The following is a 25,447-nucleotide window of genomic DNA, read 5'->3' as shown; positions in this document are numbered from 1 at the left end:
GGTAGTGGACCGGCCGTGACAGGATGCGGCGTGCCTCCGTTCAGCGCCGCTCCCCCTGGTGGCGTCCCGCCGTTCGTCGCGGACCTGCACATCCACTCGAAGTACTCCCGCGCGTGCAGTCGCGATCTCACCCTGCCCAACCTCGGTTGGTGGGCCCGACGCAAGGGCATCGGGGTGCTCGGCACCGGCGACTTCACCCATCCCGCCTGGTACGACCACCTGCGGGAAACCCTGCAACCGGCCGAGCCCGGCCTGTACCGGCTCGGCCCGGACGCCGAGGCGGACATCGCCCGGCGGCTGCCACCCCGGCTGGCCGACGCGGCGGAGGCCGACCCGGTCCGGTTCATGCTGAGCGTGGAGATCTCCACCATCTACAAGCGGGACGACCGGACCCGCAAGGTGCACCACCTGATCTACCTGCCCGACCTGGACGCGGTGGCCCGGTTCAACACGGCGCTGGGCCGGATCGGCAACCTCGGCTCGGACGGCCGGCCGATCCTCGGCCTGGACTCCCGGGACCTGCTGGAGATCACCCTCGACGCCAGTGAAGACGGCTACCTGGTGCCGGCGCACATCTGGACGCCGTGGTTCTCGGCGCTCGGCTCGAAGTCCGGTTTCGACGCGATCGCCGACTGCTACGCCGATCTGGCCGAGCACGTCTTCGCGGTGGAGACCGGGCTCTCCTCCGACCCGGCGATGAACTGGCGGGTCGGCAGCCTGGACCGCTACCGGCTGGTCTCCAACTCCGACGCGCACTCCCCGCCGGCCCTGGCCCGGGAGGCCACCGTCTTCTCGTCGGCCCGTGACTACTTCGCCATCCGGGACGCGCTGCGGACCGGTGACGGGCTGGCCGGGACGATCGAGTTCTTCCCCGAGGAGGGCAAGTACCACGCCGACGGGCACCGGCTCTGCGGCGTCAACTGGTCGCCGGAACGGACCCGGGCGGCCGGCGGGCGCTGCCCGGAGTGCGGCAAGCCGCTGACCGTGGGGGTGCTCAGCCGGATCGAGGAGCTGGCCGACCGGCCGGACGGGCACCGCCCCGAGCACGCCCGCGAGGTGACCCACCTGGTGCCGCTGGCCGAGATCCTCGGTGAGCTCAACAAGGTGGGGCCCCGGTCCAAGAAGGTCGAGGGCAAGCTCAACGAGCTGGTCGCCGCGCTCGGCCCGGAGTTGGAGATCCTCACCCGTACCCCGGTCGACGAGATCGGCCGGGTCGGCGGGGAGTTGCTCGCCGAGGGCATCGGCCGGTTGCGCCGCGGCGACGTGCGCCGGGTCCCCGGCTACGACGGCGAGTACGGCGTGATCACCCTCTTCGACCCGGCCGAGCTGGGCGGGGCCGCCGGCTCGGGGCAGGAGACGCTGTTCGACGTACCGGTGCCGGCGCAGCGCAGGCCGACGGAGCCGGCGGCGAAACCGAAGGCCAAGCGGCCGACGGCGGCGAAGGCCGAGCCGAAGCCGAAGCCCGCGCCGACCCCGCCGCCACCGATCGCCTCGACACCGTCGCCGCACGAGCCGTTCGAGCCGATGCTCGCCGGGATGGAGGAGGTCGGCACCGGCCTGCTCGACCGGTTGGACGCGATGCAGCGGGTGGCCGCCTCCGCGCCCGGTGGCCCGCTGCTGATCGTGGCCGGGCCGGGCACCGGCAAGACCCGCACGCTGACCCACCGGATCGCCTACCTCTGCGCCGAGCTGAACGTCTTCCCCGAACAGTGCCTGGCGATCACCTTCACCCGGCGGGCCGCCGAGGAGCTGCGGCACCGGCTCGACGGGCTGCTCGGCCCGGTCGCCGAGGACGTCACCGTCGGCACCTTCCACTCGCTCGGGCTGAGCATCCTGCGGGAGAACGCGGAGGCGGCCGGCCTGCCGGCGGGGTTCCGGATCGCCGACGACGCCGAGCGGTCGGCCGCCCGGACGGAGGCCGGCGACGACCCGGCCCGCTACACGGCGTTGCTGCGTAAGCAGGACCTGGTCGACCTGGACGAGTTGCTGACCCTGCCGGTCGCACTGCTCAAGGGCGACAAGAAGCTGGTCCGGGACTACCGGGAACGCTGGCGGTGGATCTTCGTCGACGAGTACCAGGACGTCGACCCCGTCCAGTACGACCTGCTGCGCCTGCTCAGCCCCGCCGACGGCAACATCTGCGCGATCGGCGACCCGGACCAGGCGATCTACTCGTTCCGGGGTGCCGACGTCGGCTACTTCCTGCGGTTCTCCGAGGACTTCACCGACGCCCGGCTGGTCCGGCTCAACCGCAACTACCGCTCGTCCGCGCCGATCCTCGCCGCCGCCGTCCAGGCCATCGCCCCGTCGTCGCTGGTCCGGGGCCGCCGGCTCGACCCGGCCCGGCTCGACCCGGAGGCCCCGCTGGTCGGCCGCTACCCGGCGGCGTCCGTCGCCGACGAGGCCGATTTCGTGGTACGCACCGTCGACGACCTGGTCGGCGGCCTCTCCCACCGGTCGTTGGACTCGGGGCGCATCGACGGCCGGTCCACCACCCTGTCCTTCTCCGACATCGCGGTGCTCTACCGCACCGACGCGCAGGCCGCCCCGATCGTGGACGCGCTGGCCAGGGCCAACATCCCGGTGCAGAAGCGGTCCCACGACCGGCTCCGGGACCGGCCCGGTGTCCTCGCGATCGCCCGGGAACTGCGGCACGCCGACGGCCTCGCCGGTGGGCTGCCCGCCCGGGTCCGGCTCGCCGGTCAGGTGCTCGCCGAACGGTTCGCCGCCCCCACCCTGGACGCCGCCGGCACCGTCCGCCCCGAGGACGTCCGGACCGCCGTCGACCTGCTCACCCCGCTGGCCCGACGCTGCGGCGACGACCTGGAACTCTTCCTCTCCCAGCTCGCCACCGGGGCCGAGGTGGACGCGCTGGACCCGCGCGCCGAAGCGGTCACCCTGCTCACCCTGCACGCCGCGAAGGGGCTGGAGTTCCCGGTGGTCTTCCTGGTCGGCGTGGAGGACGGTCTGCTGCCGTTGCGCTGGCCCGGCTCAACACCGGACGACGACGCGATCGCCGAGGAACGTCGGCTGTTCTTCGTCGGGTTGACCCGCGCCCAGGACCGGCTCTACGTCAGCCACGCCGCCCGCCGGGTGCGCCACGGCACCGAACGCGACTGCCGACCGTCGCCGTTCCTGGACGTCGTCGACCCGGGGCTGTTCGAACGGTTCGGCGAGGCCGAGCCACGCCGACCCAAGGACCGGCAGCTCCGCCTGATCTGACTGTCCGTCGACCGACCTGCGGGGTCGCCGCAGCGGTATCCGCCCGCGCTGATACCGCTTGATGCGTGACGTTGCTGCCCGCCCGCCCCGGCCCGCCCGACGGGCCGGTCAGGCGAGGAGGACGGCCAACCAGGCACCGGTGAGCAGGGCCGGGCCGAACGGCAGGGCGGTGTCCCGGCGTACCCGGCGGGCGGCCAGCAGCGCCAGCACCAGCAGCCCCTGGAGCAGGTGCGGCAGGAGCAGGCCGAGCCAGAGGGTGGGCCAGCCCAGCCAGCCCAGCGGCAGCCCGAGCACCGCCGCCAGCTTCACGTCACCGAAGCCGAGCCGGGAGCGGGGCAGCAGCGCCAGCACGACGTACAGCAGGAGGGAGAGGGCGGCCCCGGCGAGCGCGAGCGCCAGACGACCGGGCGTGCCGGTGACGACGGCCGCGACGGTCAACGCGGTGCCGCTGCCGAGCGCGGCCGCGCCGACCAGCGGGTCGGGCAGGCGGAGGCTGGTCAGGTCCGCCACCGCCAGCACCAGACCCACGGCGGCGACCAGCAGGAACGCCGGCAGTGCCGGCTCCGGCCACCGTGCGGCGGCCAACCCACCGAGGACCACCGCCCCCACCACCGCGATCCCCACCGGCGCCGGAGCCGAGGCCACGGCCGGCGCTGGAACCGGCGCACAGTCGGGCGCTGGAGCCGAGGCTACGGCCGACGCTGGAGTCGGGTCCACGGCCGGCGGGGTGTGGGGTGGGAAGGCGCGGGCGAGCCGGGGTGCGGCGAGGCCGGCCAGGACGCCGAGCATCGCGGCTACGGTCACCGGGCCGACGGGCACGGCCCTCGACGCTACCGCCGGGACGGTACGGCGGCTGCCCCGTCACCGGCCGGCCGGCGGGCCCGCTCGGTGGTCACCACCAGCGCCACCCCGGCCACGATCACCGCACCGCCGAGCAGCACCTGACCGGTGATCGGCTCGGCCACCAGCAACGCGCCGAGCGCCACCGCCACCACCGGGTTCACGTAGGCGTAGGTGGAGACCAGCGAGATGGGCGCATGGGCCAGCAACCAGACGTACGCGGTGAAGGCGACCAACGATCCGGCCACCAGCAGGTACGCCAGGGCGAACCAGGAACGGGTCGTCACCTGCGCCGGGGAGAACCCGCGCAGTTCACCCCGGGTCACGGACAGCACGACGAGCGCCACCGCCCCGGCGACCATCTCGTAGACGGTGGCGACGAACGGGTCAGCGGGCATCCGCAACCGGTTGGACAGGAACGACCCCACCGACCAGCAGGTGGCCGCCGCGACCACGGTCAACGCACCGACCAGCGGCACCGTCCCCGTCCCGCCCCGGGGGAGCACCAGCAGCACCAGCCCGAGAAAGCCCACCGTCACCCCGGCGAACGTCCACCCCGGCGGGCGGTCCCCGGTGACCGTACGCAGCAGCACCACCAGCAGCGGGACGGTGGCCACCAGCAGCGCGGCGATGCCCGACGGCACCGCCACGCCGGCCGGGCCGGACTCGGCGAGCACCACCAGGCCGTTGCCGCCGGCCAGCAGCAGCACCCCGACCAGCGCGGCCGAGCCGAGTTGCCGCCGGTCGACCCGCAACGCACCCGCGCCACGCCGCAGCCGCAGGACCACCGCCAGCACCAACGCGGCACCACCGAAGCGGGCGGCAGCCGAGCCGAGCGGCGGCATCGACTCCACCACGACCCGGATACCGAGGTAGGTGGAACCCCACAGCACGTAGACCAGGATGAGTGCGGTCCAGATCAGCGCTGGTCGGGCGGGTGTCGCGGCCGAGGAAGGTGAGGTCATCGCGGGACCACGCTACGGTGACCACGTCGGTGGCGTCCTTCCGGACGACCGGCATCTCGGCACGCGGGAGGACGGGCATGGCGAACTACGGACCACCGGGCGGTTCCCCGGACCCGTGGGGTGGGCGACGCCCGGACGACCGTTGGGGCCAGCCCGCCCCGGACCAGCCCCACCCCGCGACCGTGCCGACCCAGCCGACGGGTGGACAGCAGCCCCACCATCCGGCGTACGACCAGTTCCAGTCGGAGCCGTACGGGCCGGCGGGGCAGTTTCCGGCGGGCGGACCGGTGGCCTACCCGGGCAACCCCGGGTCGGGGCGCGGCCGGGGTCCGCTGATCGCGGTGCTGGTTGTGCTCGCCGTGCTGACCGTCAGCGGTGGCACCCTGTGGTACCTGCTGAGCGACGACGAGCCGACGAACACCGGTGCGGCGCTGCCGACGGCACCGGACGCGGCCACTGCCGAACCGGGTGGGTCGACCACCGCCACCCCCGCACCCGCCGCCTCGGCCGACCCGCGCTTCGTCAAGGCGGGGCAGTGCGTCCGCAACGAGGGTCCGGCCGGCGGCAAGCCCAAGCTGCTGATCACCGAGTGCGCCCCGAGAACGTACGAGGTCTTACGTCGTTTCGACGGGGCGACCAGTGGTGAAAGGGACGCCGAGGCGAAGTGCGGCAAGGTGGAGGGCTACACCAACTGGTACTTCTTCGACAGCGAGCTGGACACCCTCGACTTCGTCCTCTGCCTGAAGCAGCGCTGAGCCCACCCCTGGGGGAGAGATTGTCAACCTTCGGCCCACCCGACTCCGGCCGCCCCGACGAGGAACAACGTCCCTCGAACAGCGACCCGGAGCCACCCACCGCGCCCCTCGCGCACCCCGACCCCGAACCAGCGACGAAGCCCATCGTCCGCGCCGAGCCGGAGCCACCCACCGTGGGAATTCCGTCGGAGGCGGAACCACCGACGGCACCGATCCCGGGCGGATCGGACGAGCAGCCGACGGCACCCCTCACCCGCAACCAGGACGAGCAGCCGACGGCACCGATCTCCCCGGCAGTTCCACACGCCGCCGAGGAACCGGTGACCGCCGTCAACTCGCCGGCTGCCCCGCATCCGGCTGACGAGACGCCGACCGCGCCGATCTCCGCGCCTGCCCCGGGCGCTACCGAGGAACCGGTGACCGCACCCATCCGGGGTGACGCGGACGACCAACCGACCGCCCCGCTCTCCGCCGGGCCGACCGGACCCGATGCCGGCCCGGACGAGTCGCCGACCGCACCGATCCGCCCGGAAGACGTCGAGCCACCGACCACACCGATCCGCCGGGAGGACGTCGAGCCACCGACCGTGCCGGTGTCACGGGAGGCGGGCGAGCCGGCCACGGCACCCGTTCCGAGTGCGGAAGAGCCGCCCACCGCACCAATGGCCGCGTCCCCGCCGGAGCCGCCGACGGCACCGATCTCGGCCACCGCGCCCGAACCGCCGACGGCACCCTTCGCCGCCGAACCGCCGACCGCCCCGATCACGGCCACCACGCCCGAACCCCCGACGGCACCCTTCGCCGCCGAACCCCCGACCGCCCCGATCACGGCCACCACGCCCGAACCCCCGACGGCACCCTTCGCCGCCGAACCCCCGACCGCCCCGATCTCCACACCACCTGAGCCGCCGACCACCCGGCTGCCGGTGTCGGGAGCCGGGCAGCCGGCCACCACGCCGATGCCCGCAGCGGGTGGCGGGTACTCGCCGACCACCCAGATGCCCGCAGCGGGCGGGTACTCGCCGACCTCCCAGATGCCGGCAGCGGGGGCCGACTACCCGACGCCGTCTTCCGGAGCGGGCTACCCACCTCCGTCCTCGGGGGCGGGTTATCCTCCGCCGGACACCTATCTCCCGCCGACCGGCACGCCGGTGCCGTCCTCGGGGGCCGGCTACCCGCCGCCGGGGCCCTTCCCGCCCGCCGGGCCGACCGCCGCACCGGCGGCCGGCGCGTTCAGCGCACCGGCGTCACCACCACCGGCCAGCTACCCGGCCCAGTCCCCACCGCCCCCGGCACCCAGCTACCCGGGGCCGGCCGCACCGTCATCCGGCTTCCCTGGCGCAGCCGCACCATCGTCCGGCTTCCCAGGGGCAGCCGCACCATCGTCCGGCTTCCCGGGCGCAGCCGCACCGTCATCCGGCTTCCCAGGGGCAGCCGCACCGTCATCCGGCTTCCCAGGGGCAGCCGCACCGCCGTCCGGCTTCCCGGGGCAGCCCACGCCACCGGGATATCCGGGGCAGGGTTTCCCACCTCCGGCGGCACCGCCGGCAAAGGGCCGGGGCGGTCGGATCGCGCTCATCATCGGGCTGGTGGTGGTCCTGCTGCTGTGCCCGTGCCTCGTGGGGGGCGGCTGGTTCCTCCTGGCGTCGCGGGACAGCGACGATCCGGCTCCGAGGGCGGTCGCGTCCGCCTCGCCGACGGAGAACGGGCCGACCGGGAACGCACCGACGGAGCCGACGGAGCCGACCGTCGAACCGACCACGGACGAGCCGACCCCGACGCCGACCCGGGCGGAGCAGATCGTCCGGGGCGACTGCGTGGTCAACGACGGTACGGCCAGTGACGCCGACCTACGCAAGGTGCCGTGCGGTCCGAACACCTACGAGGTGCTGCTGCGGATTCCGGCGTCCACCAACGGGGACCGGTGTAAGTCGCTGGCCCCGGAGTCGAACGCCAACTATGTGCACGACAACTCGGTGGACCTCTTCGACTACGTGCTCTGCCTGCGCAAACGCAGCTGAACAGGGAAATATGGGGCTGTCTAGCATCAACGCTAGACAGCCCCATATTCGTGTCGAGAGGGTCGCGGGCACCCCCGTCGCCTCCACCACGGGACCTGCCCGGGCCCGGTGGGCGACACGCCGGTAGCCCCGTCTACGCATCTCTAGTCCGCAGGCTAGACCGCCCGATACTGTGCGATGCGTGGATCCGGTCCGCAACCCGTACGCCCCGGGCGCCGGTCAGCGCCCGCCCGAGCTCGCCGGGCGGGGGCGGGAGCTGGACGTCTTCGACGTGGTGCTGGAACGGATCGCCCGGGGACGCCCCGAGCGCAGCCTGATGCTCACCGGCCTGCGCGGCGTCGGCAAGACCGTCCTGCTCAACACCCTGCGCTCCCAGGCGATCAACCAGCTCTGGGGCACCGGCAAGATCGAGGCCCGACCGGAGCAGTCGCTGCGTCGACCGATCGCCGCCGCGCTGCACATGGCGGTCCGCGAACTCGCCCCCCGGCACCGGGCACCGGAGCGGATCGACGCCTTCCTCGGCGTACTCAAGGCGTTTGCGCAGCGCAGCGCACCGACCACCGGGCGGGCCGGTGCGGCCCCCCGGCTGCGTGACCGGTGGCAGCCCGGCATCGACGTGCCGGCCAGCAGCGGCCGGGCCGACTCCGGGGACATCGAGATCGACCTGGTGGAGTTGCTGACCGACGCGGCGGCGGTCGCCGGGGACGTGGGCACCGGTATCGCCGTCTTCATCGACGAGATGCAGGATCTCGGTGCGGAGGACGTGTCGGCGCTCTGTGCGGCCTGCCACGAGTTGTCCCAGCTCGGCGCACCCTTGATCGTGGTCGGCGCGGGCCTGCCGCACCTGCCGGCGGTGCTCAGCGCCGCCAAGTCGTACTCGGAGCGGCTCTTCCGTTACCTGCGGATCGACCGGCTGGACCGGATCGCCGCCGACCAGGCACTGTGCGCGCCGGCCGGGCGGGAGCAGGTGGAGTACGAGCAGAAGGCCCTCGACCTGCTCTACGAGGCGTCCGGCGGCTACCCGTACTTCGTCCAGGCGTACGGGAAGGCGACCTGGGACCATGCGCCCCGTTCCCCGATCACCGACGCGGACGTCCGGGTCGCCGCCCCGGAGGCGGAGGCGGAGCTGGCGGTCGGTTTCTTCGGTTCCCGGTTCGAGCGGGCCACCCCTGCCGAGCGCGAGTACATGCGGGCGATGGCGACCCTGTCCCAGGTGGCGGGCGAGGCCGACGGCGGTGGTCGGGACGACATGGACGCCGCCGTGCCGACCGCCGAGATCGCCCGTGCGCTGGGGCGCAAGCCGGCGAGTCTCTCCCCGGCCCGGGACGCGCTGATCAAGAAGGGTCTGATCTATTCGGGGGAACGCGGCACGGTCGCCTTCACCGTCCCGCACTTCGGCCGCTACCTGCGTACCCAGCCGGCCTGATCGGCACCGGCCACGGGGCGACCGGACCCGCCGGACGGCCGGCACCGGCCACGGGGGTCAGACCCGGGACCAGGGGGGTGGGAAGACCACCTCGCCGCGCGGGGGTGGTGGCGCGTCGCTGGTCTCCGGCGGCAGCACCAGCGCCTGCCACGGCTCTCCCAGCCCCGACCAGGGGCTGACCAGCCCCATCCGGTCGGCCCGGGTGAAGCCGAACCGCCGGTAGTACGCCGGGTCGCCGAGGACCACCACCAGCCGCTCGCCCAGCTCGGTGGCGGCCTCCAGCGCGGCCTGCACCACCGCCGTGCCGTGCCCGACCCGTTGCCGGTGCGGGGCCACCGCCACCGGCCCGAGCACCAGCGCCGGGGCGCGTTCCCGGTCGGCCTCGACCCGGACCCGGGTGAGCAGCGCGTACCCGACCACCTCGCCGCCGTACTCGGCGACCATTGCCAGCTCCGGCAGCCACGCCGCACTGCCGCGCAGCTCGTCGACGAGCGCGACCTCACCGGGGGTGGTGCGGTCGGGGCGGGCGAAGGCGGCAGCCAGCACCCGACGGATCGGGCCGGCGTCGGCCGGGCCCTCGGGACGCAACCGCAGGGTCGTCACCGGCGCGACGTTACCGGTCGTGGCAGGTCCATCAGCGACGGTCGCCCGGTTCGGCGTGGCGTGTCATCGGTGCGGCACGGCCCGGAACAGCGGCGCGCCCCGCTTCGGACGACGGCACGCAGAGCGCTCCGGATCGGCCGTTGCCCGGATAGCAGGGGTCCAAACGGGGTATGACTGAGCAATGAAACCCGTGCGCTCCCTCGCCCGTGTCATGTTGAGCGGCATCTTCGTGGTCAGCGGCGCCCGCAACTTCCAACACCCCCAGCGGCTCGTGCCGGCTGCCCGGCCGGTCACCGACCGGGTCGCTCCGCTGATCCAGCGGGCCGCGCCGCAGCTCCCCACGGACCCCGAGACGCTGATCCGCGCCAACGCCGCCGTGCAGCTCGCCGCCGGCCTGATGCTGGCCACCGGGAAGTTCACCCGGCCGGCCGCACTGGTCCTGGCCGGCACGCTGGTGCCCACCACCGCCGCCGGTCACCCGTTCTGGGACGACGACGATCCGACGACGCGGAACAACAACCAGGTGCACTTCCTGAAGAACCTCGGGCTCTTCGGTGGTCTGCTGCTCGCCGCAGCCGACACCGAGGGCAAGCCGGGCCTACGCTGGCGGGCCGGTCACCGCATCGGCCACTCTCGACGGTCGGTCGGTCGCGCGGTGCGCACCGCCCGGCGGGAGGCCCGGATCGCCGTCCGGTCGGCCGCCGCCGCCCGCCGGCTTCCCGGCTGACCTGCATCGATTCGGCCACCACCCCCCGTAAGGCCGCGAATTACCTGAACCACCCGACACCCGTTAACGCGGTGGAAATGTCAAAAACTGGTGTGGGATCGGACACGGTCGGATAACGCGGGAGGCAGCAACGTGAGGCGCCGTTCTAGGCTCCCTACCGGACCTGGACGGGTAGGACGACCTTGGTATGGGGGTGGCCACGCCATGCCGACGACCGTCGGTAGACGGGCGGACCGCCTCGCCCCAGTCCGTCGCGCAACGCGTGGGATCGATCGTAGGACAGTCGTACGGGTCGGCATCGTGGCCGCCGTCGCCTATGCCGCATGGCTCGCCATCGGTGCTTTCGGGCGGCCGTACAACTTCTTCGACATGAAGATCTACCACGGCGCGGTGGTGTGGTGGGCGAGCGGGCACGAGTTGTACGAGTTCATCGCGCCCACCACCACGCTGGGTTTCACCTACCCGCCCTTCGCCGCGCTGGCCATGCTGCCGATGGCGATGCTGCCGATCGAGGCGGCCGGCTGGATCAACGCGGCCGGCAGCATCGCCGCGCTGGCGGTGATCCTCGCCGCGCTGCTGCGCCCGATCGTCGACCGGCTCGGCTGGCCGCTCTGGTACTCCGTGGCCATCGCCACCCCGATGGCCACCGCCCTCGAACCGGTCCGGGAGACCCTGGGGTACGGGCAGGTCAACCTGCTCCTTTTCGCGTTGATCATGGCGGACCTGGTGGGTCTACGCTGGCGTTCCCGGCGGGGCACCCACGGACGCGGCACCGACGGCCCGTTCCTGCGGCTGCTCTACAGCGGGTCCTGGGCGGGCATGGGCATCGGCCTGGCCACCGCCGTCAAGCTCACCCCGGCGCTGTTCATCGTCTACCTGCTGGTCACCCGGCAGTGGCGGGTCGCCGCCACCGCCGTCGGCACCATCATCGGCGTCACCCTGGGCAGCTTCGCGCTGGTCGGCACCGAGTCGCGGGCCTACTTCGGTGGGGTGCTGTGGCAGACCGAGCGGGTCGGGGCCGCCGACATGACGCCCAACCAGTCGCTGGCCGGCCTTCTGGCCCGGCTCTACGACTCGATCGAGACGCCCGGTCTGCTCTGGTTGGCGTTCTCGGTGCTGATCCTGGCCGTCGGGTTGTCCCGGGCCGCCAACGCCCGCGCCGACGGCGACGAGCTGACCGCGTTCACCCTGGTCGGGCTGACCGCCAACGTGATCAGCCCGATCTCCTGGTCGCACCACCTGGTCTGGGTCATCCCGGCGATCGTCGTGCTCGCCGACGCCGCCGTACGCCGCCGTGAGGCGAGTCGGGGGCTGTCGGTGCGTACCGGCCCGCAGTCGTTCGGCGGGCCACCCGGGGTGAGTGGGCTGCGCCCGCCGATCTGGTACCCGACGCTGACCGGGTTGCGGCACGGGGTCGCGGCGCTCGGGTTGTACCTGCTCTTCGTGATCTCGCCGATCTGGCCGTACGAGCACAAGCTGCCCGAGGTGTCCCACTACCAGAACGGCCTGTTCGGCGCGCTCATGGAGAACTCGCTCGCGTTGGCGCTGATCGTGCTGGTCGCCGCCCTGCCGTGGCGGCCCGGTGCCGAGCCCGCCTTCTATCCCGACCGGTCGGCCCGTGTCACCACGGCCGGTCGGCGCTGACCCCGCCCGGCCCGCGCCACGGTCGGCCGACCCCGGCCGGCCCGGTGGGGCACGACGCCACGGTCAGGGGCAGTTGACCCACTCCTCGGTGCCGTCGGCGAAGACCTGCCGTTTCCAGATCGGCAGCCGCGCCTTCACCTCGTCGACCAGCCGGGCGCAGGCCGCGAAGGCCGCCGCCCGGTGTGCCGTGCTGACCGCCGCCACCAGCGCCACGTCCCCGATGTCGAGCCGACCGATGCGGTGCGACACGGCCACCGCGTAGACGTCGGGGTCGGCGGCGATCTCGGCGGCCACCGCGCGCAGCGTCTCGACGGCGCTCGGGTGGCCCTCGTATTCCAGCAGGGTGACCGGTCGGCCGTGGTCGTGGTCGCGGACCACGCCCTGGAAGGAGACGACCGCGCCGGCCCGGCGGTCGGCGACCGCCGCCTCGTGCGCGGCCAGGTCCAGCGGCTGGTCGGTGACCGCGAGCAGGGCCGTGGTGGGGTCGGCCGTCACCACGTGCGCTCCCCGGGCAGCAACGGCAGCGGTACGACGGGCACCCGGGCCCCGACCTCGCCGGAGGTGCCCGGCCGGATCACCGCGAACCCGTCCGCGCCGGCCAGCCCCCGCAGCATCGCCGAGCCGACGTGCCGGACCGGGTGGGCGGTGCCGGCGGCCCGGTCCAGCCGGACCAGGGCCAGGTGGGTGTAGTCGCCCCGGCCGGGCACCGGCCCGGCGAGGGTGGCGTACGGCAGTGCCGGCAGCACCCGGCCCTGGAGCCCGGCGAGCAGCGGCGCGACCAGCGACACCAGGGCGACGATCGCGGACTGCGGATTGCCGGGCAACCCGGCCACGAAACGGACCCGTCCGTCGTCGTCGACCAGCCGGGCCAGCAGCATCGGGAAGCCGGGCCGGACGGCGACGGTGTTGACCACGTGGTCGGCGCCGAGCGCCTCCAACGTGGGGTGCAGGTGGTCGACCGGGCCGTGCATGGTGCCGCCGGTGGTGCAGACCAGGTCGGCCACGGCCAGCGCCCCGCGCAGGGCGGCCACGTGGGCGGGCAGGGTGTCCGCCACCGGGCCGACCACGTCGGAGGGCCGCACCTGGCAGCCGTAGCGGCGCAACCAGGACGGCACGGCGGGACCGAGCGCGTCGCGGACCCGGCCCGATCCGGGCGGACCGGCGGTGAGCAGTTCGTCGCCGAAGACCAGCAGCGCGGCCCGGGGCTGACGGCGGACCCGGAGCTGGTCGTGCCCGCAGGAGGCGGCCAGCCCGATCAGCGCGGGGTCGACCGGGGTGCCGGCCGGCAGCAGCTCCTCACCGGCCACCGCCTCCTCGCCCGGCTCCCGCCACTCCGGGTTCGGGCGCGGCGTGCCGGTCACCCGCCCGTCCGGGGTACGACCCGAGTCCTCGATGCGCAGGATGGCGGTCGTGCCGGCGGGGACCATCGCGCCGGTGGCGATCTCGACGGTGGTGCCGTCGGCGGTCAACCCGGCCGGGGTGTGCCCGGCGAGTACCCGCCCCACGACGTCCCACGGGCCGGTGCCGCGCACCGCCCAGCCGTCGACGCTGGAGGTGGGGAAGGCCGGCAGGTCGGTCCGGGTGGTCAACGGTTCGGCCAGGGTGTGCCCGTCGGCGTCGGCCAGCGCCCGGTTGACGGCGGGCAGGGCGGCGGCCAGGCCGACCGCGTAGACCCGGGAGCGGGCCTCCTCCCATCCGGCCGGCGGCGGCGCGGCGACCTGGGCCGCGGTGGCGGCGGTTTCCGTGCTCACCGGGGGCCTCCGTTCGGACGGGACGCGGGGCTCCGCGTTCACCCCCGCGAGCCTATCGCCGCCGGGGCGGCCGTGCGGTCAGTGGTCGCCGCCGCGCAACTGGTCGACCGCGTGGGCGAGGATCGGCCCCAGCACGGCCAGACCGTCCTTCGCACCGCCCCGCGAGCCGGGCAGGTTGACCACCAGCATCCGGCCCAGCACCCCGGCCAACCCCCGGGACAGCGCCGAGGTGGGCACCCGGTCCCGGCTGTGTGCGCGGATCGCCTCGGCGATGCCGGGGATCTCGTGGTCGAGCAGCGCCCGGGTCACCTCCGGGGTCCGGTCGGTGGGGGTGATGCCGGTGCCGCCGCTGGTCAGCACGACGTCGATCCCGTCGGTGTGGGCGGCGCGCAGTGCCTCGCCGACCGGTTCGCCGTCGGGCACCACCACCGGTTCGTCGACCTGGCAGCCCAGCTCGCGCAGGCCGGTGACGAGCAGCGGGCCGCTGGTGTCGGCGTACACCCCGGCGGCGGCCCGGTTGGACGCCACGATCACCCGGGCCCGGATCACGGCCGGTCCTGGGGGCGCACCCACTCGCCGGTCTTGCCGCCGGTCTTGCGCAGCACCCGGACGGCGTCCACGGTGGCGGCCGGGTCGACCGCCTTGACCATGTCGATCAGGGCCAGCCCGGCGACGGCGACCGCGGTCAGCGCCTCCATCTCCACCCCGGTCCGGTCGGCGGTGCGGGCGGTGGCGGTGATCTCGACGGTGTCGTCGGTGAGGCGCAGGTCGACGTCGACGCCGTGCAGGGCGATCGGGTGGCAGAGCGGGATCAGGTCGGGGGTGCGTTTGGCGCCCATGATGCCGGCGAGCCGGCCGACGGCCAGCGCGTCACCCTTGGGCAGCCCGTCGCGGCGCAGCAGGTCCACCACCTCGGCGGTGGTGTGCAGCCGGCCGGCGGCCACGGCGACCCGGCCGGACACCGGCTTGGCGGAGACGTCGACCATGCGGGCCGCGCCCGCGGCGTCGACGTGGCTGAGCTGCGCGGGATCGGTCACGTCCGCGAGCCTAGCGGGCGGGTCCGACCGGGGGGTACGTCCCATTCACCCCGGGCGGTGGGGATCAAGCGGGTCGACGCCGTACGGGATGATTCGTGATCGATAGTTCACCGTCGATTTCATCGGTCGCCACTAATACGTTCTCGGGTCGGCGGGAGAGCGGGAAACGTCATCGCACGAGAGATCGGACACCCCGTCGTCACGGGCGAGAAACCCAACGTCGCGTCGCGACCGCGAATCGCCACCGGGCCACTTCGTCGGCACTGGCACCAGCGCGCCCACACGACTACGCTGCGTTCCGCAATCGGGTGATCCGTCGCACTCACCCGCCGGTCACCGCACAGTTGCTCCAACCAGCGACCCTCACCCGATGTCGCAAACCCCGCCGCTGCACCATTATCTAGCGTTAACGAGAACGGTCAGGAGCACTCAGCACTCCGTTTCCCCTTGGAAACGGAAAGTCACCAACCTGCACTCAATTCTCACCTATCGCTCATAGTTACATTTATACCTCCAAAATCGTCCTAACCGCCCTTAGGCTGTCCCCTGTCAGATCCCGACCGGAAGGTCGGACACGGCGACCAGGGGAGGCGAAAGCGATGTCCGCACACGAGTGGCTCTGAACGATTGTGGTGGCGGCGTGACCCCACGTAGCCTTGGCCTCTGCTCAGCGACACGGAGTGGTTGTCGAGGACACGATGGCACGACCGGACGAAGGCAAGACGGAGGCCGAGCGGCAGCTGACGCTGCACGTCGGCCTCGTCTGCGTGGTGGCCACCGCAGCAGCGGCCGTCGCCCTGTACCAACTGGTCCACCTGGACCTCACCGGCGGCGACCTCACCCGATCCGTCGCCCTGGCCTTCATGGCCGCACTCGGCGTCCGGATCAACTGGCGAATTCGAATTCGGGCAACGGTCCACGCAATATCCTGGAGCGAGACCGCGATCGTCCTCGGCCTGGCCGTCGCCCCCGCACCCCTGGTCGTGCTGACCACCGGCACGGGCGTCGCGATCGCCCTGCTCTCCATGAAGCCCTCACCCCTCAAGACCGCCTTCGGCATCGCCAAGAGCATGCTGCTGGCGGCCGGCGGTGGCATCGCCCTGCACACCCTCGGCTGGTCACCACAGGACACCGACCTCCGACACGTCATCGGCATGATCGGGCTCGCCTACCTCGTCGCGGTCGTCCTCGACGAACTGCTCACCCTGCCGGTCATCGCGATGGCCACCGGCACCGCGCTGCGCAGACTGTTCTGGGACGACCTCGGGCTCCGCCTGACCAGCGTGCTGGCCCGGTTCGTCCTCATCGCCGTCACCCTGGCCATCCTCCAGGCCGACCCCCGGCTCCTGCTGGCCGTGCCGCCCCTGGTGCTCAGCCTCCACCTGCTCTACTCCAACCAGGTCAAGTCCCGCACCGAGCAGCAGGCCTGGCAGCGCCTCGCCCGCACCACCGACGCGCTCAACGTGGTCGACCTGGACAAGGTCCTCACCACCGCCGTCACCCAGGCCACCGAACTCTTCTCCGCCGACGAGGTCGAGATCGAGCTGCGCGACGCCGGCCGCACCGTACGAGGAGCCAGCGGCACCATCACCTACGACGGTCCCGCCGGCACCCCCAGCGACATCGAGGGCACCGTCCTGCCCGCCCGGCTCGAAGGCCACGACCGGACGGCCGACGTCGGGATGCTCCGACTCCGGTTCCGTGGCCCGGTACGCCTCAACGAACGCGAGCAGTACACCCTGCGCACCTTCGCCTCCGCCCTGTGCACCGCCGTCCGCAACGCCCAGGCGTACGCCGAACTGGCCCGGGTCGCCGCCGAACACGCCCACGCCGCCAGCCACGACGCGCTCACCGGCCTGGCCAACCGCCGGCAACTGCTCGACCGGGGCACCGAGCAGCTCGGCACCCGGCACGCCGAGGGGGTGACCGCCCTCGTCCTGATCGACCTCAACCACTTCAAGGAGGTCAACGACACCCTCGGCCACGCCGCCGGTGACCAGGTGCTGATGCAGGTCGCCGACCGGCTGCGCGCCGCCGCCCGCGACGAGGACCTGGTCGCCCGCCTCGGCGGGGACGAGTTCGCCGTGCTGATGCGCAACCTGCCCGCCCCCGCCGTCGCCGCCCACCGGGCCGAGACCCTGCTCGGTGCCCTGCACGAACCGCTCGACGTGGACGGCATGCGGATCAGCGTGGAGGCCAGCGGCGGCATCGCGGCGGCCCCCGCCACCGGCGGCATGCCGGAGCTGCTGCGCCGCGCCGACGTCGCCATGTACCAGGCCAAACGGGCCGGCCAGCGGATCGCCACGTACGCCCCGACCCGGGACACCGCCGACCTGCGCCGGCTCACCCTCGGCGGTGAACTGCCCCGCGCGGTGGCCGACCACGAGTTCACCGTCAACTTCCAACCGCTCGTCGACCTCGGCACCGGCGAGGTGACCGGGGCCGAGGCCCTCGCCCGCTGGCACCACCCCCGGCACGGGGTGATCGACCCGCTGCGCTTCATCGAGGCGGTGGAACGCTCCGGCATGCTCCCCGCGTTCGCCGAGGCCATCCTCGACCAGGCACTCGTCGCCGCCGTCACCTGGCGGACGGCCGGCTTCGACCTCCCGGTCTCGGTCAACGTCTCCCCCCGCAGCCTGCTCGACGCCCGATTCCCCAGCGCGGTGCTGGCCCGCCTCCAGGCCCACGACTTCCCCCCCGACCGGTTGGTCCTGGAGCTGACCGAGACGCTCACCCTCAGCCAACTCGACGTGGTCGACCGGGTGCTGAGCCGACTGCGCGACTCCGGCATCCGGCTCGCCCTGGACGACTTCGGCACCGGTTACTCCTCCCTCTCCCTGCTCTCCCGCATCCCGGTCCACGAGCTGAAGATCGACCGCAGCTTCGTCACCGCGATGGAGAGTTCCGCGGAGGCGGCGGCCGTCATCCGCTCCACCCTCGACCTCGGCCGCAGCCTCGACCTCGCGGTCGTCGCCGAGGGCGTGGAGAGCGAACCGCAACGCCGCGCCCTGTGGTCACTCGGCTGCGCCGCCGGCCAGGGGCACCTGTTCGCCCGCCCACTGCCGGCCGGCGCGCTCCTCGCCGCCCTCCAACGCGGCTCCGGCGGCCGGCCCGGCACCCTCGCCACCCCGCTGCACGACACCGGCGCGGTCATCCGCCTCAGCACCCCCGGCCGCCGCCAGCCCGCCCGGAACCGCGCGACCGGTCTGCCACACTTGCCGGCGTGACCGTCGCCGACCGAGCCGCCCGCCGCTGGCGGACCGTCGACACCGCAGCCGGCGGACTCGCCCTCGACCTCGGCCTCTACACCGTCTCCGCAGCCTTTGCCGCCGTCACCGCCGCCACCTCCACCCTGCCGCCGCACCGGGGCTGGGGGAGCGTCGCCGCCGTCGGCTACCTCGCCGCGACCCTCCTGGTCGCCGCCCAGTTCCTGCTGCGACGCCGCCGCCCCGGGCTGGCCGGCACCACCGCCCGCGCGATCGTCACCGGCCTCGCCTGGGTCGGCACCGCCCTGCTCCCGCTGCTCGTGCAGGCCGGGCAGCGGGCCGCCGGGCGGACCGACCGGGCCCAGGAGGAGGTGGTGGTCGTCGAGCAGGCCGGCATCCGGCTCGCCGAGCACGGCACCCCCTACCTCGGGCCGGACGCCATCGCCGCGTTGCCCGCCGACGAACGGCTGCTCGGCTACACCCCGTACCAGCCGGGGATGGCGTTGTTCGGGCTGCCCCGGGCCGCCGCCGACGCCTGGTGGACCGACTCCCGCGTCTGGTTCGCGCTGGTCACCGCCGCAGCACTGGCGCTCGCCGTGGTCGCCCTGCAACGGACCGCCAGCCCCGGCGGAGGCCGGGCCGACGAGGGCTGGGTCGGGGCGGCGGCGGTGCTGCGCGGCGTGCAGGCGGCAACCGTCCTGCCGATCTGCGCGCTCACCCTGGCCACCGGCGGCGACGACCTGCCCGTACTCGCGCTCTGCCTGCTGGCCCTGGCCCTCGCCGCCGCCGGACGGCCCGGCGGGGCCGGGGTGGCGGTCGGGCTGGCCGGCGCGTTGAAACTCTTCGCCTGGCCGGTCGCGCTGGCCCTGATCTTCTGGGGGACCACCCGGCGGGCCGGGCTGCGGGTCGCCGTCGGTGCGCTCGGCCTACCCGCCCTCGCCCTGCTCCCCGCCCTGCTGGTCGACCGGGACGCGCTGGTGGAGAACGTGTTCCGCTTCCCGCTGGGCCACGGCCAGGTCACCAGCCCCGCCCAGTCCCCCTTCCCCGGCCACCTGATCGCCACCGCCCTGCCCGGTGGTCGGCTCGTCGCCGCCGCGCTGCTCGTCGCCGCCGGTGCCGCCATCGCCGTCCGGCTCGTCCGCCGCCCACCGCGCAGCGCCGCCACCACCACGCTGATCTGCGGGTACGGCCTGCTCGCCGCGATCCTGCTGATGCCCACCACCCGCTTCGGCTACCTGCTCTACCCCATCGCCCTGCTGAGCTGGGCACCCGCCCTGACCACCCACCGGACCCCGGTTCCGCCGAGTCCCCGGCACGCCCCGCCCGCAGGGCGTAAACCTGAGCACATGAGCAGCTACCACGATCGGGACGACGCCGGTCGGCAACTCGCCGCACGACTCACCGCGCTGGCCGGTCGACCCGACGTCGTCGTGCTGGGCCTGGTCCGCGGCGGGGTGCCGGTCGCCAGGGTGGTCGCCGACCGGCTCGGCGTACCGCTCGACGTGCTGGTGGTCCGCAAGCTCGGCCTGCCCTGGGCCCCCGAGGTGGCCTTCGGCGCGCTCGGCCCCGGTGGTGTGCTGGTCCTCAACGACCAGGTCGCCGCCCAACTCGATCCGACCGACAGCGCCGACGTGCAACGCCGTGAGCAGGCCGAACTCGACCGTCGGGAGGCCCGCTACCGGTCCGGTCGCCCACCACTGGACCTGACCGGACGCACCGCCCTGATCGTCGACGACGGGCTGGCCACCGGTGCGACCGCCCGCGCCGCCGTACAGGTCGCCCGGCGACTCGGTGCCCACCGGGTCGTCGTCGCCGTGCCGGTCGGCGCGCAGCAGGCGTACGAGATGCTCACCGCCGAGGCGGACGAGGTGGTCTGCGCCCGGCGTCCCGCCGACTTCGGCGCGGTCAGCGCCTACTACGACGACTTCCACGAGGTCGACGACGACGAGGTGACCGGGGCGCTGATCGCCACCGCCTGAATACTGCGCCGACCGGGTACCGTCGAGCGATGCAGCTCACCTGTCCCAAGTGTCGCGGAGAAATGCGCCAGTACGAGCGCAGCGGAGTCGTCATCGACCAGTGCGGCGAGTGCCGGGGGATCTTCCTGGACCGTGGCGAACTCGAAAAGCTGTTCGAGGCCGAGGCGAACTGGAACCAGCAGCGCGGTGCGCCCGCGCCCGGTCAGCCGGGGCCCGTCCCCGGTCAGCAGCACGTCCAGACGCCCGGCGGATACCCACCGCCGCCTCCGCCGCCACCCGCCCCGAGCCACCAGCCGGGTTACGGCGCCGTGCCGCCGCCCCCGCCCCCGCCGGGTTACCCGCCGCAGCCCGCGTACGGCACCCACGGTGGTTACGGTCACCCGCAGCAGCACCACGGCTACCACGGCCACTACAAGCGCAAGAAGCACAAGGGTTTCCTCGACGAGATGTTCGGCTGAGCGATCCCGTCGACGACCGGGCCGCGCCCTCCCGTGCCCGGCCCGGTCCCGCCGGGCGCTTCCGTGCCCGGCCCGGTCCCGCCGGGCGGCACTGCCGGGTGGCCACGGTAGGTGGCCCGTCAACCGCCGTGCCGGGGCACGCCGCTCGTGCGACGCTGCACGGCATGACGTTCGTCCGGCAGCACACCGCGTTGGCGCAGGTCTACGACGGGATCACCCGGGTGGTCACCGGCCTCGACGACGCGGCGCTGCAACGACCCACCCGGTGTCGCGGCTGGGTCGTCGCCGACCTGCTCTTCCACCTGCTCGGCGACGCCCAACGGGCGCTGGTCACCCTGGCCAGCCCCGCCGACGGGCCGGCCGACACCGACGACGTCAGCTACTGGCGGTCCCTCCCGGCAGGTGAGGACCCCGACGCCGCAGCCCGGCACGCGTGGTGGGTCCGCCGCTCGGCGGCCGCCTTCGACCGGCCCACCGGCGTGGTCCGAATCTGGGCGGACACCGCACCGGCTGCCGTCCGCGCGGCGGGTGCCGCCGACCCGCAGGGGCACGTCACCACCCAGGGGCACGTGCTGCGGGTGCCCGACTTCCTGGCCACGCTGACCACCGAGGCCGTCGTACACCACCTCGATCTGGTGCACCACCTGCCCGAGGGGCCGCCGCCCGGTCCGCTGGCCGTCGAGGTCGCGGTCGCCACCATGGACGGCCTGCTCAGCGACGACGCCGTCCGGCCCGCCGACTGGGACGATCTGACCTACCTGGGCAAGGCCACCGGTCGGGAGCCGTTGATCGACCGGGACCGGGTGGCGCTGGGCGAGGCCGCCGGCTGGTTCCCGCTGCTCGGCTGAGTCACCGGCCACAGCGTCGGATCAGACGATCGCCATGTCGACGAAGCGCGACAGGTGCAGCTGGGCCGCCACCGTGATCGAATCGGTGGGCCCATTCCGATGCTTGGCAACAATGAAATCCGCCTCCCCGGCGCGCGGCGACTCCTTGTCGTAATAGTCGTCGCGGTGCAACAGGATGACGACATCGGCGTCCTGCTCGATCGAGTTGTGGGTGGCGATCCCGTTGGCGACGAAATTGTGGGTGCCGAGTACCGTCGCGTCGAAAACGTCCTGCTCGCCGAGCGACTCGATCGAGGTGATCTCGTCCCAGAAGATGTCGTTGGTGGCATGCAGTTCGAGGTCGGCGGCGTCGAGTACCGAGGCGATCTTCGCCAGTCGGGATCGGCTCGGTGCGCGCTCCCACAGGGCGCTGCCGCAGAATTGTGTACCTATCGCCCGCGCGAACTCGCGGTGGCTGATGCCCCGCTCTACCAGGACATCCCGAACCTGGCTCCACACCTCGGTCGGCACTGTGTCGACGTTGGTGTTGCTCACGACCGTCTCCAACACGGCGAGCAGCGCTTCGCATGCAGCTGCGCGCTCGCCGTGCACCCCGATCTCCCGTAGGAACCGCAGTTGGTCGTCCCGGCCCGAGATGTCGAGGGTGTACTGGGGACGGTGGTCAGCTACCGGAACGACTTTGAGGCGTGCGGTGATGCCGTACCGCAGGAGGAGACGGGAGATGTCCTCGAGCATTCTGCGACTGGTGGAGGGGAAGTAGACGCGTCCACCCCTACCCGACTTGTTGACATGGACCGAACCGTCGGTTGCCCACAGGTGGCGCAGGAAAAGCGTGACCTGCTCCTTGGGCATACTGAAGATCGCCTGCGGAATGAATTTCTCGTGCGAACGCAGCCCGAAGAGCCCCAGCCCGTCGAGCCATTCTGCGATCGGATTACGCCGTCCACGGGCCAGTCGGTACGGTGCGGGCAGCCGGAGCGTCGTGACCCGGGCGGCCTCGTACTCGTCCCGTACGGCGCTGATTCCGAAGTGCTTCGCGGCCTCGGCCACTGCCACCAGGTTTTCCTCGTCCCGGCTGGCGTACCGGATCGGCTGGCGTCTGACGAACGAACCGTCACCAAGCAGGTGCGCGAGCAGCACCACCTCCGCCTCCACCCACGGCCGGACCGCCAGCGGCGGGGGCAGGTGTCTCGGCGTGGCCAGCCGCGCCCCGACAGCCAGCTCACCGAGCGGCACCCACCCGGCGAAGGTGAGGAAAGGGTGGTTCGCCGTCGCGTCGATCTGCTTGCCCGACGCGAGAGTCAGCCGGAACACCTCGCGCCGACCGCTCGGGAAGACATGGGTCATGGTCCGGGGCGAGTACCGCAGGTTCTCGTCGAGCGCCCAGACCGGGATTTCCCTCGTCCCGGCCTTCAGCAGCTCGCCCATGGTGACTTCCGCATTGGTGTCGGCCCGGATGAGTCGGGTCTCCGCCGTCAGACAGCCGGATTCCCGCAGATCGGACAGCTGCGGTCGCTTGTCGGTGCGTTGCTCGGGGCCACGGTTGAGCTGGCTGACCGCGATCACCGGGCACTCGACCTCCTTGGCCAGCAGCTTGAGGCCACGGGACAGGTCCGCGACCTCCTGCTGACGGCTCTCGGTGCGCTTCGGTGAGGTCATCAGCTGGAGATAGTCGACGACGATCATTTTGAGGTCGTGCTTCTGCTTGAGCCGCCGCGCCTTCGCCCGGATCTCCATCAGGTTCATGCTCGGCGTGTCGTCCACGAACAGCGGCGCCTCGCTGATCTCACCCATGCAGCGGGCCAGCTTGGTCCAGTCGTCGTCGGAGAGCTGCCCGCTGCGCAGCACGTGCAGCGGGACCCGCGCCTCGGCCGAGAGCAGCCGCATGACGATCTCGACCTTGCTCATTTCCAGCGAGAAGATGGCGGCGGCCTGGTTGGCCCGGATCGCCGCGTTGCGGGCGAAGTCCATGCTGGCCGTGCTGTTGTGGGTGGGGATCATCGACCGGCCGGCCAGGTAGAGGTGGTCCGGGTTGTCGACGGTCACGCACCGCACCGGCACGCTGGCCACCGGCCGCACGTCCACCACGTACCGGACACCCGGGTCGGTGCGCAGGCGGACGGCCTCGGCGGACGCCCTGGGCTCGCGGCGGAAGACGGCGTCCTGGGTGGCGAAGGCGACCGTGTACGTCGTCCCGGTCCGACCGGGTGCCGGCTGCTCGGTGACCGTGCAGCGGTACCCGAGACCCACCACGAGTTCCCGTACGTCACCGGTCAGCCGACGTGAGGTCGAGGTGTACCGGAGGTCGCCGGTCGGGGTGAGGGTGCCGGCGGTGTCCATCAACCCGGCGAGCAGCGCCCGACGTTGCGCCTCGGAGCCGCGCAGGTAGTCCCGGGGGATGTGCTTGTCCGCGAGGACGCCGATCTCCCGCAGCGTCGCCAGGAAGGACCCGGCGAGATGACCCGGGTCGGCCCGGCCGTCGCCGAGCCAGCCACCCAGGCCGTACGGGGGGATGGGCACCGCCCGCTCGGGCAGTTGCAGGGGGGCGCAGGTGGCGACGGCGTGGCGGGGGCTTCCCTCCGGGCCGGTACGCAGCGTCGCCGCGATCTGCGCCGTGGTGAGTACGCCGTCGCCGGCCTCGGCGGGGCCCTGAGCTGCGTCTGCCGGTATGCCGCCCGCCGGCGCGAGGGCCCACCTCCGGGTGCTGGTCTGCCACAGGTGCTCGGCGTCGGCGACGATCACGCTGCCGTCGGAGAACTCGACCTCGTAGCAAGGACGCCCGCGCATCACGGCGAACGCGGCGGTGACCGTGGTCGGCGTACCGTCGGCGGCGAGCAACCGGTCGCCGACCTCGAGCTCACCCATGGTGGTCCAGCCGTCGGGGGTGGGCAGCGGCGTGTCCAGGGCGAGCGCCTTGCCGAGACCGGGCCGGCCGGCCACGATGATGAGCTGCCCCGGGTGCAGGCCGTTGAGCAGCCGGTCCAGGTCGGTGAAGCCGGTCGGCACCCCGGTCATCACGCCGCCCTGCGCGCCGACCGCCTCGATCTCGTCGAGGGTGGGCTGGAGCATGTCGGCGAGGATCGCGAAGTCCTCGCTGACCCGCCGTTCGGTGATCTCGTAGACCGCCTGCTGGGCCAGGTCGACGACGTCGTCGACGTCGCGGCTGCCACCGGCGGCGGTGCCGTAGCCGAGCTGCACGATCCGGGTGCCCGCCTCGACCAGCCGGCGCAGCACCGCGCGTTCGCCGACGATCCGGGCGTAGTAGGAGGCGTTCGCCGCCGTCGGGACGGCCGCCATGCAGGTGTGCAGGTAGGGGGCACCACCGACCCGGGCGAGGTCCCCCGAGTCGGCGAGGGCCGCGGCGACGGTGATGCCGTCGGCCGGCTCACCGCGCCCGTAGATGTCGAGGATCGCGTCGAAGATGGTGGCGTGGACGGGCCGGTAGAAGTCGGTCGACTTGAGGATCTCGACGACGTCGGCGATCGCGTCCTTGGAGAGCAGCATGCCGCCGAGGACGCACTGCTCGGCGGCCACGTCCTGGGGTGGGGTCTTGTCGAACTGGCCGTCGCGGGGCGGTGGGGCGGACGACTGCCCCGCTGCCCGGGGCTCCGCCCGCATGTCGTCGGTGACCGACACGGTTCCCCCTCCACAGCGTCGAGCTGGCCCCAGCGGTACGCCGGTGGTGTGCCACCTGCCGGTCGGGTCGATCGGGGGGCCATCGCGCGACCGGTCGGTGCCCCACGATACGGACCCCGAGGTCAGACCCTCAACCGGCGCGGTGGATGAGCCTCGGGACAACCTGTGGACGCGAGTGGACAACCATGTGCGCAGCGTGTGCACAGCCTGTGGAAAACTGTGGAGGAAATCCGGGCCCAACGGCTCTGACCTGCTGTTTCTTTGTCCCCACCCTGTGGACGAATAATTTCTGGTAAGGCTCTTGGGTCGGTCTTCCCGTACTATCTCTG

The 25,447-nt window shown here is 73.1% G+C and carries 18 protein-coding genes and 1 pseudogene; 11 read left to right on the top strand and 8 right to left on the bottom strand.

All coding sequences use genetic code 11. The annotated features are described in order from the left end of the window. The first annotated feature begins 30 nt into the window (after positions 1-30). Positions 31-3,222: a UvrD-helicase domain-containing protein gene (locus tag AB0B63_RS15730; RefSeq protein ID WP_357018866.1), complete on the top strand. Its 3,192-nt coding sequence runs from the start codon at positions 31-33 to the stop codon at positions 3,220-3,222. 108 nt (positions 3,223-3,330) lie between these two features. Here AB0B63_RS15730 and AB0B63_RS15725 read toward each other — a convergent pair whose 3' ends face one another. Together AB0B63_RS15725 and AB0B63_RS15720 are read right to left on the bottom strand one after the other, a co-directional pair. Then, positions 3,331-4,026 carry a prepilin peptidase gene (locus tag AB0B63_RS15725; RefSeq protein WP_357018863.1) on the bottom strand — a complete coding sequence of 232 codons (696 nt, stop codon included), beginning with the start codon at positions 4,024-4,026 and terminating at the stop codon, positions 3,331-3,333. A gap of 26 nt (positions 4,027-4,052) precedes the next feature. Further along, positions 4,053-5,027 (bottom strand): EamA family transporter, encoded by a 975-nt coding sequence (locus AB0B63_RS15720; protein WP_208565132.1) that lies wholly within the window; start codon positions 5,025-5,027, stop codon positions 4,053-4,055. Between the two features lie 287 nt (positions 5,028-5,314). Between AB0B63_RS15720 and AB0B63_RS15715 the strand changes: the two genes are divergently transcribed. The 3 genes from AB0B63_RS15715 (at position 5,315) to AB0B63_RS15705 (ending at position 9,229) form a co-directional block, all read left to right on the top strand. Continuing rightward, positions 5,315-5,782 (top strand): hypothetical protein, encoded by a 468-nt coding sequence (locus tag AB0B63_RS15715; RefSeq protein ID WP_357019182.1) that lies wholly within the window; start codon positions 5,315-5,317, stop codon positions 5,780-5,782. Positions 5,783-7,371: 1,589 nt separating this feature from the next. After that, positions 7,372-7,803, top strand: coding sequence for a hypothetical protein (locus AB0B63_RS15710; protein WP_357018860.1), 432 nt, complete (start codon positions 7,372-7,374; stop codon positions 7,801-7,803). A 181-nt stretch (positions 7,804-7,984) separates the two neighbouring features. After that, entirely contained in the window at positions 7,985-9,229 is a 1,245-nt protein-coding gene (locus AB0B63_RS15705; protein ID WP_357018856.1) for an ATP-binding protein, read from the top strand. A 57-nt stretch (positions 9,230-9,286) separates the two neighbouring features. Here AB0B63_RS15705 and AB0B63_RS15700 read toward each other — a convergent pair whose 3' ends face one another. Further along, the gene (locus AB0B63_RS15700; protein WP_208565135.1) at positions 9,287-9,832 is read right to left on the bottom strand and encodes an N-acetyltransferase; all 546 of its coding nucleotides are present in this window, start codon (positions 9,830-9,832) and stop codon (positions 9,287-9,289) included. Between the two features lie 181 nt (positions 9,833-10,013). On the opposite strand from AB0B63_RS15700, the gene AB0B63_RS15695 reads away from it, so the two are divergent. Together AB0B63_RS15695 and AB0B63_RS15690 are read left to right on the top strand one after the other, a co-directional pair. After that, on the top strand, positions 10,014-10,559 hold the full coding sequence (locus AB0B63_RS15695) for a DoxX family protein (protein ID WP_357018853.1): 546 nt from the start codon (positions 10,014-10,016) through the stop codon (positions 10,557-10,559). A 204-nt stretch (positions 10,560-10,763) separates the two neighbouring features. Next, positions 10,764-12,203 carry a glycosyltransferase 87 family protein gene (locus tag AB0B63_RS15690; protein WP_219465345.1) on the top strand — a complete coding sequence of 480 codons (1,440 nt, stop codon included), beginning with the start codon at positions 10,764-10,766 and terminating at the stop codon, positions 12,201-12,203. Between the two features lie 63 nt (positions 12,204-12,266). On the opposite strand, the gene AB0B63_RS15685 is transcribed toward AB0B63_RS15690, so the two are convergent. From AB0B63_RS15685 to moaC, 4 genes are all read right to left on the bottom strand, one after another. Continuing rightward, on the bottom strand, positions 12,267-12,698 hold the full coding sequence (locus AB0B63_RS15685) for a molybdenum cofactor biosynthesis protein MoaE (RefSeq protein WP_208565793.1): 432 nt from the start codon (positions 12,696-12,698) through the stop codon (positions 12,267-12,269). Further along, on the bottom strand, positions 12,695-13,954 hold the full coding sequence (locus AB0B63_RS15680; protein WP_208565138.1) for a molybdopterin molybdotransferase MoeA: 1,260 nt from the start codon (positions 13,952-13,954) through the stop codon (positions 12,695-12,697). Before AB0B63_RS15680 ends, AB0B63_RS15685 begins: the two co-directional genes overlap by 4 nt. Before the next feature lie 78 nt (positions 13,955-14,032). Continuing rightward, on the bottom strand, positions 14,033-14,503 hold the full coding sequence (locus tag AB0B63_RS15675; protein ID WP_208565139.1) for a MogA/MoaB family molybdenum cofactor biosynthesis protein: 471 nt from the start codon (positions 14,501-14,503) through the stop codon (positions 14,033-14,035). Next, positions 14,500-14,991 carry a cyclic pyranopterin monophosphate synthase MoaC gene (gene moaC / locus AB0B63_RS15670; RefSeq protein ID WP_208565140.1) on the bottom strand — a complete coding sequence of 164 codons (492 nt, stop codon included), beginning with the start codon at positions 14,989-14,991 and terminating at the stop codon, positions 14,500-14,502. The genes AB0B63_RS15675 and moaC overlap by 4 nt, the downstream gene beginning before the upstream one ends. 698 nt (positions 14,992-15,689) lie before the next feature. Here moaC and AB0B63_RS15665 point away from each other — a divergent pair. From AB0B63_RS15665 to AB0B63_RS15645, 5 genes and pseudogenes are all read left to right on the top strand, one after another. Next, a complete protein-coding gene (locus AB0B63_RS15665) occupies positions 15,690-18,218 on the top strand; it encodes a bifunctional diguanylate cyclase/phosphodiesterase (protein WP_357018847.1) in 2,529 nt (842 codons plus the stop codon). After that, positions 18,215-19,474, top strand: a pseudogene (locus AB0B63_RS15660) (glycosyltransferase 87 family protein); the annotation flags it as partial. The gene AB0B63_RS15665 and the pseudogene AB0B63_RS15660, both read left to right, overlap by 4 nt. Before the next feature lie 69 nt (positions 19,475-19,543). Then, positions 19,544-20,176 carry a phosphoribosyltransferase family protein gene (locus AB0B63_RS15655; protein ID WP_357019179.1) on the top strand — a complete coding sequence of 211 codons (633 nt, stop codon included), beginning with the start codon at positions 19,544-19,546 and terminating at the stop codon, positions 20,174-20,176. 29 nt (positions 20,177-20,205) lie between these two features. Then, positions 20,206-20,634, top strand: coding sequence for a zf-TFIIB domain-containing protein (locus AB0B63_RS15650; protein ID WP_219465352.1), 429 nt, complete (start codon positions 20,206-20,208; stop codon positions 20,632-20,634). Between the two features lie 164 nt (positions 20,635-20,798). Continuing rightward, positions 20,799-21,482, top strand: coding sequence for a maleylpyruvate isomerase N-terminal domain-containing protein (locus AB0B63_RS15645; protein ID WP_357018843.1), 684 nt, complete (start codon positions 20,799-20,801; stop codon positions 21,480-21,482). Between the two features lie 21 nt (positions 21,483-21,503). Here the strand turns inward: AB0B63_RS15645 and AB0B63_RS15640 are convergent, their stop codons facing one another. Further along, positions 21,504-25,100, bottom strand: coding sequence for a replicative DNA helicase (locus AB0B63_RS15640; protein WP_357019176.1), 3,597 nt, complete (start codon positions 25,098-25,100; stop codon positions 21,504-21,506). Positions 25,101-25,447: the final 347 nt, after the last annotated feature.

Origin of the sequence: Micromonospora sp. NPDC049081 (genome assembly GCF_040648835.1) — a bacterium.
In the GTDB taxonomy this organism is placed as follows: Bacteria; Actinomycetota; Actinomycetes; order Mycobacteriales; family Micromonosporaceae; genus Micromonospora; species Micromonospora antibiotica.
The sequence above is the reverse complement of the archived record's forward strand: the minus strand, read 5'-3'. Positions and strand labels throughout refer to the sequence as shown.